The 8971-nt window shown below is 41.6% G+C and carries 7 protein-coding genes; 2 read left to right on the top strand and 5 right to left on the bottom strand.

Annotation, left to right across the window (positions count from 1 at the left end; translation table 11 throughout):
- Positions 1–348: 348 nt before the first annotated feature.
- Positions 349–1812, bottom strand: a complete 1464-nt coding sequence (gene dgt, locus N523_RS0103500) for a dGTPase (RefSeq protein WP_028834311.1) — start codon at positions 1810–1812, stop codon at positions 349–351.
- A gap of 150 nt (positions 1813–1962) precedes the next feature.
- On the opposite strand from dgt, the gene N523_RS0103495 reads away from it, so the two are divergent.
- Complete coding sequence (locus tag N523_RS0103495) at positions 1963–3183, top strand: alkaline phosphatase family protein (protein ID WP_028834310.1); 1221 nt, start codon at positions 1963–1965, stop codon at positions 3181–3183.
- Positions 3184–3302: 119 nt separating this feature from the next.
- Here the strand turns inward: N523_RS0103495 and N523_RS0103490 are convergent, their stop codons facing one another.
- Entirely contained in the window at positions 3303–4046 is a 744-nt protein-coding gene (locus N523_RS0103490) for a zinc-dependent metalloprotease family protein (protein ID WP_024602595.1), read from the bottom strand.
- Between the two features lie 72 nt (positions 4047–4118).
- A complete protein-coding gene (locus N523_RS0103485) occupies positions 4119–4832 on the bottom strand; it encodes a hypothetical protein (protein WP_024602596.1) in 714 nt (237 codons plus the stop codon).
- A gap of 369 nt (positions 4833–5201) precedes the next feature.
- On the opposite strand from N523_RS0103485, the gene N523_RS0103480 reads away from it, so the two are divergent.
- Entirely contained in the window at positions 5202–6359 is a 1158-nt protein-coding gene (locus N523_RS0103480; protein WP_028834309.1) for a benzoate/H(+) symporter BenE family transporter, read from the top strand.
- 157 nt (positions 6360–6516) lie between these two features.
- Here N523_RS0103480 and hemH read toward each other — a convergent pair whose 3' ends face one another.
- Positions 6517–7536, bottom strand: a complete 1020-nt coding sequence (gene hemH / locus N523_RS0103475) for a ferrochelatase (RefSeq protein WP_028834308.1) — start codon at positions 7534–7536, stop codon at positions 6517–6519.
- Between the two features lie 78 nt (positions 7537–7614).
- The gene (locus tag N523_RS0103470) at positions 7615–8952 is read right to left on the bottom strand and encodes an HD domain-containing phosphohydrolase (RefSeq protein ID WP_028834307.1); all 1338 of its coding nucleotides are present in this window, start codon (positions 8950–8952) and stop codon (positions 7615–7617) included.
- Between the last annotated feature and the right edge of the window lie 19 nt (positions 8953–8971).

Below are 8971 nucleotides of genomic sequence, written 5' to 3'. Positions count from 1 at the left end.
AAAGTGAAAAATTATCTAGAAGCGCCTAGCGTTAATTAGGGTCTGTTGACCTTTGCGGATTACAATTTGTTCAAACTAGGGGCGGTTTAATCGCGGCGCGAGGTTTGTAACCTAGTGGGCTAAGTAAAAACCGAGCAAAGCTTCCGCGTCCTGCTCACGCCCCTTACCTACATCCATGTAGGCAACAAAGAGTAAATCGCCCTTAGGCAGAACCCTTCGGGCAGCGCCTGTTTGGCATTGATGCTGCGTTATCGCCTATTTATGGGGAAAAACCACACCACATAGGCTCTGCCTTGCCTAAATACCAAACAGACTGCTGCAAATTTAACCTTGAAAGGTCAACAGACCCTAGTCAATTGCCATTAAGCTTCGGTACTCGTCGTAAGCAAATTGGTCGGTCATACCGCTAATGTAGTCTTGAATTAACCGACAGCGATAATAAAATTCATAGGCGGCAAAATGATCGGGCTCTTCTTGCATCGCATTTATAGCATGCTGATAGCTACTTAAATGCTTTTTAGAGAGCTTTTTAACGAGTCTCGATTCTATTAATAAGCGGTTGTCGCCATGCAATGCACGTTTAAAGTCATCGCTACTCAAAAGCAGCAAAGGTTTATAACAATCGAGTAGGCCATTAATAATACGGTAGCCTTGCAGTTCGAGCTTTTCGACTTCTTTGTGCGAAAATACATGCTCAAGCGCGACTTGTTTGAGCGCTTGGGTTGCTGCATGCAGGTAGCTGCGATCTTCTAATAATGCATGGTTAAAGTCGCCATGGTAAATTGGCTCTATGTTTTCAATAAAGCGTTTTGCGGCATGGTTTACTAGCGGGTGCAGTAATGACACGCGTAAATAAATAAAAAACTCACTATTAAAATTAAAGGGCTGTGCTTGTGCTCGTTCTATGGCGTAGTTTATGGCGTCGTCCACAAAGCTTTGGTGTTGGGTGTCGTTAAGGGCTAAGTTAATTAGCGCTTTTTGATACTGCTTTTTTAGTTGCTCGCATAATAACTGTGTGGTGATAATGTCTTTTTCTACGGCGTCTTCTATGTCGGCAAGGCAATAAGAAATATCGTCAGCGGCTTCCATAATATAACTGGCAGGGTGACGGCAATAGGGCTCCATTTTCAGCTCAGTTTGCAGTGCTTCAACAAAGCTTTTTTCACTGTAGTAATACCCCACTTTTTTCATAATGTAGTTTTTATTTTGAGGAATATCTTGCTTCGCTAAACTTGCTGGACGGGTGTATTTTAAAATAGCGGCAGTTTGGCTATAGGTTAAATTTAGGCTCAGCAAAGAGTGAATAATGCGTATGCCTTGAGCGTTGCCTTCAAAGCTGCAAATATCTTGGGCTAAATGTTTAAAAATAACGCCAATGCTGCTGTTTGTGGTTTGGCAACGCTCAGGCGTAATGCTGGCTAAATTAGCATTAAACCAATTATTAATAGCCGCTTCGCCAAAGTGACCAAACGGCGGGTTACCTATATCGTGCATCAGGCAGGCCATTTCTACTAGGGTTTCTAGTGGGCGCTCTAAACCCGATAAACCATATTCTTTTTGTTGCTGGTAATTTAAATTGGCAAAAATGCGCTGCACAATAAAACGGCCAACTTGCTGAACTTCTAATGAGTGAGTCAGGCGCGAACGCACAGCCGCGTTGCGCTCCAGCGGAAATACTTGGGTTTTTTGTTGCAGCCGACGAATGGCTGCACTATTAATAATTCGGCCACGATCGCTCTCAAGCGCCATTTGTAAATTGGCAGTGGTGCGCTGCATACGTGCAGGGGTTACTTTGCTACTGAAGTTGATCATGGTAATCCTTTTTTATGTGAATTAAGCACTTATTAAACGCACGATTATTTATTTTTAATAGTTTGCTTTAATTTATCAGCATGTATCATAAAGTAACAACTTGCTTTAGTATTATTTTTTATAAAATTAACATACATCTAGGTATTTAAAATGAAGTTGTGGATCACTAAGGTAATGTGTTTTTGCCTTTTATTGGGTGTGAATAGTGCGTTTGCCGCTAAAGAGCAAACGGTTGTTATGATCTCTATTGATGGCTTGCGTTGGGATTACATTGAAAAGCACGGTGCGCCTAATTTAAAAGCAATGGGTGAGCAAGGCGTAAGAGCGCAAAAAATGCAGCCTGTTTATCCTACTAAAACGTTTCCAAATCATATTTCGGTGATCACCGGTTTACTGCCAGTTAACCATGGCATTGTAGATAATAAGTTTTGTGACAAAGCGCGCAATAATGAATGCTACAGCATGGGGAAAGGACAAAAAGACAGTACCTGGGTACGCGGCACACCACTGTGGAATTTAGTTAAAATGCATGGGCTTAAATCGGCGGTATACTTTTGGCCTGAGTCGGATGCGCGCTTTAATGGTATGACGCCTGACTATTATTTTCACTACTCTAAACAAGGTGACTACCAAGACCGAATTGATCAAATCATTCAATGGTTAAGCTTACCTAAAGCACAGCGCCCACGTTTTGTGGCGAGTTATTTTTCGTTAGTGGATAGCATGGGGCATGAATATGGCCCTGATGCGGTGCAAACGCGTGATGCCGTTAAACAGCTAGATGCGCTGATGGGGCAATTAAAAACCCGCTTGAGTAAGTTAGAGCAAGAGGTAAATCTGGTGATTGTGTCTGATCATGGTATGGCACAAGTTGAGCCTGAGCAGAGCATTGTTGTGAGCAGCTTACCTAAAGATGATAACTTTATGGTTGTTAATACCGGTCCTCGATTACTTATTTATACTAAAAGCGATGCTAAAAATGCAGATGTTGAGGCTTATAAAGCCCGTTTACAACATGCAGCAAAAGGACGCTACACGGTACTAACAGAGGAGCAGCTTGCAGGATATCACTATAATAAAGGCACTCGTGTGGGCGATATTGTGGTACAAACAACAGCGCCTGCGGTATTTAGCAGTAGTGCTAAAGTGCCTTACTTAGGAACGCATGGCTATGCCTATACCGATGATATGGCAGCGACATTTATTGCTACCGGGCCGGCGTTTAAAAAAGGGGTGAGCATTGAGCGAGTGAATAATTTAGATATTTACCCTGTGCTTGCTAAGGTGATGGGTTTAAAGCTAATGAGTAAAGTGGATAGCGATGGTGAAACCTTACTCCCTGCCATAAAACAGAAAATGATTAATCATTAAAAAAGAGCGCCGAGGCGCTCCGCAAGGGAAACTTAATTGGTCAGCATGGGTTATTAACCCATGTTTACATTGTTATTTAAGCTGAATTTTGAGAATAAATTTATTATTCAGCATTGAGCTTATTTAAAGTTAGCGATACTGGTTTTTGTGTCGGTAACGGTACGTATGGCGTACGACTGATTGGTCACCCCAAATGGGATACCGTTTACGCTCCAGTTAGGGTTTGAGAAATAGTCGTACTGCGTTGCACTGCCAAATACAAATGGGTAGGCCATAATACTGGCAAATTCATTTTGTACACCGTGCCCCATACCATCAACGTATACACCACCGGCTGTATCGCCTTGCTTACGTGAATGCGCTAAACCTTGGTTATGACCAAGCTCATGAACAAAGGTTGTGGCTCCACAATCGATTGCGGTGATTGAGTACATGCGGCTGCTCATTGAGCTGTATAAATTACCATTTGTGCCTTGTCCAACCCATGCTAAGCCACATGAAATTAAACCGTTACCTGCACTTTGGCCTGTACCGAGTACGGCAACCATGTCGGCTTTCCAATCATTGCGTAAACCATCTACGTAACTACTATTTGTGACGGCATTTAACCAATCTTCAGAAGGGGTTACTGCATAGTCACCTAAATTTTGAGTCCCAACTAAACGTAGCGTAATGTCAACGCCATTTTGGCTGTATACCTGGTTACTAAAAGCAATAAGCTGATTAATTTTGGTATTGATATTACTGGTAGCTGCTGCAGATTGATCGGTATATAAAATACCAATATCAATGGTTTCTGCTGACACTGTGCTGGCAGCACATAGCGCCGTTGCAATAGCGGCTGTTGAAATTACTTTTTTCATTGTTGTATTTCCTTACTTTTTACGATTGCAGTGTTTACTGCTAGGTCTTGTTGCCTGCGTTGACAGGTTTGTTTAAAAAGAGGGCGTGTTTTCAGCACGAGGTGCAAATGGGTCTGTGTCATCCGCATTTTTTGGTGCAGGTTCACCAACCTGATGCTCTATATGTGTTTTATATAGGTCACGCTTAGCTGCAATCCAGCCATATTGACCTTTACTTTCAAAAACATAATTACCACTTGGGGCTGTAAATTGACCGTAAACCGCATCATTGCCAACGGTTAATATGGTGGTGTGCATTGCGCCATTGGCCCCAATAACCTGACCAACAATGCTTTTATCGCCGTTACTGGCATGGGTAACATTGGTTATTTCAGCGCTGTAGGTTTCTGCGGTTTGCGGTATTGCAAGGTCAAAATTATCACCCGTTTTGAGGGTTTTTAGCGCCGCTAGATCAAATTCTATGTAGGCTTCATTTTGTAAATCGGTGGGCAGTACTTTTGCCGCTTTAAGTATTTCTTTAGCCTTTGCTGAAGGTTTATTAATTGCGTCAAATGAGTTTGAAGGTACGTTTGATTCAATGTTAGCGGGTTTTGCTGCAATAGGGTCTTTACTCATATCAATGGGCGATGGGTTATGTGTTTTTTTTGCAAACTCAGAATCAACAGGAACGATATCAATAGCAATGGGCGCTTCTACCTCATCGATTTTTTTCTGATCATTAAGCAGCGTATACAAGGCAAATACAGACAAAGGAATAGCGATAGTTAAAACAATGTAACGTTTCATCTGTTTCTCTTTTAGGTTAAATGGTGAACTAATTGTTAAGTTTTATCTTAAAAAAAGAATTAGATCAAATTTAAATTGTAATCATAAAGTGGTAATTGCTTTTTTTATAACTTATTGTAAGTATTTGCTTTACCTTTTTTAGGTATATTTTTTTGGTTTAATAGGATGGCTTTTTTGTAGTAATGGTGCACCCTGTGGCATTTTTTTGGGTACGTGTGTGTTTTTTAAATCACACCGATTTTGACAAGCAAAACTGACCAATAAAATTTTTTAGTAACGTGATCATTTTTCATTATTCAAAGGGCTAATTGCAAAGTATAAATAGGCAAAGTATGTTGTATCGTTAAACACCTATTAAAAGAGGGAATTATGGCAGGGACTGATCAGTTACTTAGTCGAATTATGGCAGGACTTGTTGCGGTCATTATTGGTTTTTCAAGTTCTATTGCATTGATTTATCAAGTGGTGATCACCTTAGGTGGTACACCTGAACTTGTGGCAAGCTGGATATTAATGCTGGGGCTAGTAATGGGCGGTACGTCTATTGTGCTGTCGTTTTATTATAAGGTGCCCATTTTAATTGCATGGTCGACCACCGGTGCAGCATTACTGATCTCAAGTGCCCAGGGCTACAGCTTACATGAAGCGATAGGCGCATTTATGCTATCAGCCTTATTGGTGCTGGTGTCTGGCATTACTGGTTGGTTTGAAAAAATCATGAACCGTATTCCAAGTGAACTGGCCTGTGCTATGTTAGCGGGGGTATTAGTCACATTTGGTATTGATGTGTTTAACTTTATGAACGACTTGCCATTAGTGATTGGTTTAATGGTGGTGGTGTACTTTATTGGCAAGCGCTTTTTTGCTCGGTTTGCAATGCTAAGTGTATTGTTAGCGGGTATATTTTTAGCCTGGTATATGGGAAATATCGATACTAGCACCGTGCATTGGCAGGCAAGCAGCTTTGCTTATATTGCACCAAGCTTTAGTTTGCAGGCATTTATAAGTATTAGTATTCCTTTGTATATAGTAACTATGACTTCACAAAACTTACCTGGGTTTGCAATTTTAAAAGCGCATAACTATAAAGCGCCAATATCATCGTCATTAACTGTGACCGGGTTAATAAATTTAGTAACCGCGCCATTTGGCACTTATTCAATTAATTTAGCGGCCATTACGGCTGCTATTTGTATGAGCGAAGAGGCCGATAAAAACCCTGATAAGCGCTATTGGGCGAGCATTGCTGGTGGGATGTTTTACATTATTATGGCGCTGTGTGCTGCAATGCTAGTGGCGATTGTAGCAAGCCTGCCGCAAGCACTGGTATTGGCGTTAGCGGGTATTGCACTGTTTGGGACCATCGCTAATAGTTTGCAGCAGTCTTTGCACAGCCCCGAATATACTGAGGCGGCCATTATTACCTTTTTAGTTACGGCTTCTGATTTAACATTATGGTCAGTCGGCTCTGCATGCTGGGGGATAATAGCAGGAGCACTCACGTTAATGGTGACACGTAAGAGCTAAGAGCAGATTTTAGGTGTTAGGTGCGGGGATCGGGTGTCGAGCAACGGGTTTGGTACTGTGCGCGCGAGGTAAACTCACGCCTACAGTCGATCACCGCACTTAGCTGATCTCTTGCTGATCGCTGACAGCTAAAACCTAACCGCTGCTCTTCCCGTTTTTATAGCATTGGTTTTAACACATCAAACATGGCGTCTATGTGATCGTCACGGTCGTTAAGCGCTGCTATATAACGGTATTTTTCGCCGCCGGCTTCTTCAAAAATCTCTCGGTTTTCACCTTCTAATTCTTCAAGTGTTTCTAGGCAGTCGGCGCTAAAGGCTGGGCTGATAATAGCCACATCTTTAATTCCTTCGCCAGGTAAGCTCTCAAGAGTTGCATCTGTGTAAGGTTTTAACCATTCAGCTTTACCAAAACGGCTTTGGAAGGTGGTGATCACTTTGTTTTTATCTAGGCCTAGCTTTTCTACCACTAAACGGGTGGTTTGTTGGCATAGGCAGTGATAGGGGTCGCCATTATCTAAAAACTGTTTAGGCATACCATGATATGAAAACACCATTTTTTGTGGCATGCCGTGTTTTTCTAAATCTTCGCTAATGCTGTTAGCAAGCGACTCTAGGTAGGTTGGGTTTTTGTGATACCCATTTACAAAGTGTAGCTCTGGCACCCAGCGCCATTTTTTTAATACATTTGCCACGGCATCAAATGTTGAGCCTGTGGTTGGACTTGAATATTGTGGGTAAAGTGGTAACACAATAATGCGGGTTAAGCCTTTATCTCTGAGCTCTTCAAGGCCCGCTTCGATTGATGGGTTACCATAGCGCATCGCCATAACCACTTCGGTGTTGGTATAGCCGTGCTGTTTTAATAAGGCATTTAATTTAATGCTTTGTTGGCGTGTAATGTGGGTCAGTGGTGAGCCATTTTCAGTCCATATGCTTTTATACAATTTAGCTGAGCGCTTTGGGCGTATACGCAAAATGATGCCATGCAGAATAAGCATCCACACAATACGCGGTATTTCTACGATACGAGGGTCTGACAAAAACTCACGTAAGTAAATACGCAATGCATTTGCTGTTGGGGCATCGGGGCTACCTAAGTTGGTCAGAAGTATTCCCGTTTTTTGGTTAAAACGCCCGTCGTGGGGATTGTCGGTAACGGCAGAAAATCGCGACACGTTGTGCTCCTTCAAGCAATGGATTTAGAGGTATCTATTTAGGCTTAGTATAACGAATAAAAGAGTATTTTAGATCAATCATTTAGCCATTTTAACCATAATTCTAAATGGGGTCGGTTTTTTGGCTTCGAGTTGTTGTAGCTTAACAATCGATTTCGTATTGAAAATATGTCCTTTAGGCAAAAGCATAATACCTGTATGGCTGTGCAGTGAGTTTGCCAATGTCATATTTTCTTCGAGTTCTTGTGCGCTCATCACCTTTATTGAACCAATAGAGCTGTCAGAAGCAATGAGTTTAGCGTGGCTGGCTTCAAGTGCATCGACAATACGCGGATGATATAAGCTGCCACTGTTTGATTTAATACTATTGAGCGCAAATTGATGGCGTTGTTTTGTTGTAAGTAACGGCTCACTTTGCTCGTAACCCTCCCAATAGTCACGAGCAACGCTGAGCACCATAGCCCCAATGGGGATATCGTTTTTAGCAAGTCCTTTGGGTATTCCTTGGCCATTGTAGCGTTCGAATTGATGGTAAATTGCATCAGACACATCGCTTAAATGAGTCGCAGGCATGAGCATTAATTGTGAAATACTTGGGTGGGTGTAAAACGTTTTTCTTTGAACTTCATTAAGCTCGTTAATGGGTTTGTTGTAAAGCTCAGGGTCCATAGCAAGTAAACCAATTTGAGCCAAATACCCCGCAATAGGCGCAAGTTCAATGCTTTTTTGCGATACGTTAAGGTAACGCGCTATTTGAGTACATGTACCGGCTATATTTTCTGCTCTTTTACCATCGAGATAAGGATTCGCATTGATAAAATTATAAAGCAGTTCAACAGTCGATTGGTGCTCTCGTTTTTCACTTTCATTAGCGACTTCAAGTTTTTTTAATACGCTTCTAATTTGTTTTGTCCGCTTTTCGACGAGTTGCTCTAGGTTAGTATTCAGCTCTTTTAATTGTTCATTTTGCTGATTTACATGGCGCTGTAAAATCTCATTTTGCTTTTTGAGTCTAAACTTTTCGACGCCTGATTGGATAACGCTAATTAAGTGATCGTTTTGCCAAGGCTTTTGCACGTAGGCGTGAATGCCTCCTTCATTAACAGCACTAATTGTTGACTCTAAATCAGAAAAACCAGTTAACAAAATACGTTGGCTGTCGGGGGCAACTTTTCTTGCTTTAGCTAAAAACTCAGCACCACTCATTAGTGGCATACGCATGTCACTGATGACGACATCAAACTGTTTTTTTTGCATTTTTTCAAGTGCATCATGGCCACTGGTTGAAACACTCACATCAAATTTATATTGGCGTAAAAGTCGTACTAAAGATTTGAGTACATTGGCCTCATCATCTAGGCATAAAATGCTCGGCGGCTGTTCATTTAATTGCTCTAATACATCAATGTCCGTCATTTTTTTACCAATAAGATAG

This window comes from Pseudoalteromonas sp. 23_GOM-1509m, assembly GCF_000518425.1.
In the GTDB taxonomy this organism is placed as follows: domain Bacteria; phylum Pseudomonadota; class Gammaproteobacteria; order Enterobacterales; family Alteromonadaceae; genus Pseudoalteromonas; species Pseudoalteromonas tetraodonis.
This window is presented reverse-complemented; position numbering and strand designations above follow the sequence as displayed.